Annotated in this window: 1 protein-coding gene; it reads left to right on the top strand. The window is 44.0% G+C overall.

Translation table 11 applies throughout. The features are described 5' to 3' along the window. On the top strand, positions 1 to 309 hold a 309-nt coding region (locus tag C1G53_RS01835), incomplete at both ends, for an ABC transporter permease (protein WP_161941347.1).

The raw sequence follows: 309 nt of genomic DNA, 5'->3' as shown, positions 1-309 counted from the left end.
TGGTGAAATTTTCCGTGCAATGGCACCACTTGTTTTCACTGCTCTCGGTTTCGCAGTAGCTAGTCGTGCAGGTTTCTTCAACGTTGGTTTGTCTGGTCAGGCCTATGTTGGTTGGGTTTTTGCTGGATGGTTTGCCTTGGCAAATCCTGACTTACCACGTCCAGTTTTGATTTTGGGAACAGTCTTAATTGCCATGTTGGCAGGCGGTATTGCTGGAGCTATTCCAGGTATTCTACGTGCCTATTTGGGAACAAGTGAAGTTATCGTTACGATTATGATGAACTACATCTTACTCTATTCATGTAACTA

Origin of the sequence: Streptococcus suis, assembly GCF_002960445.1 — a bacterium.
GTDB lineage: Bacteria > Bacillota > Bacilli > Lactobacillales > Streptococcaceae > Streptococcus > Streptococcus hyiners.
The sequence above is the reverse complement of the archived record's forward strand: the minus strand, read 5'-3'. Positions and strand labels throughout refer to the sequence as shown.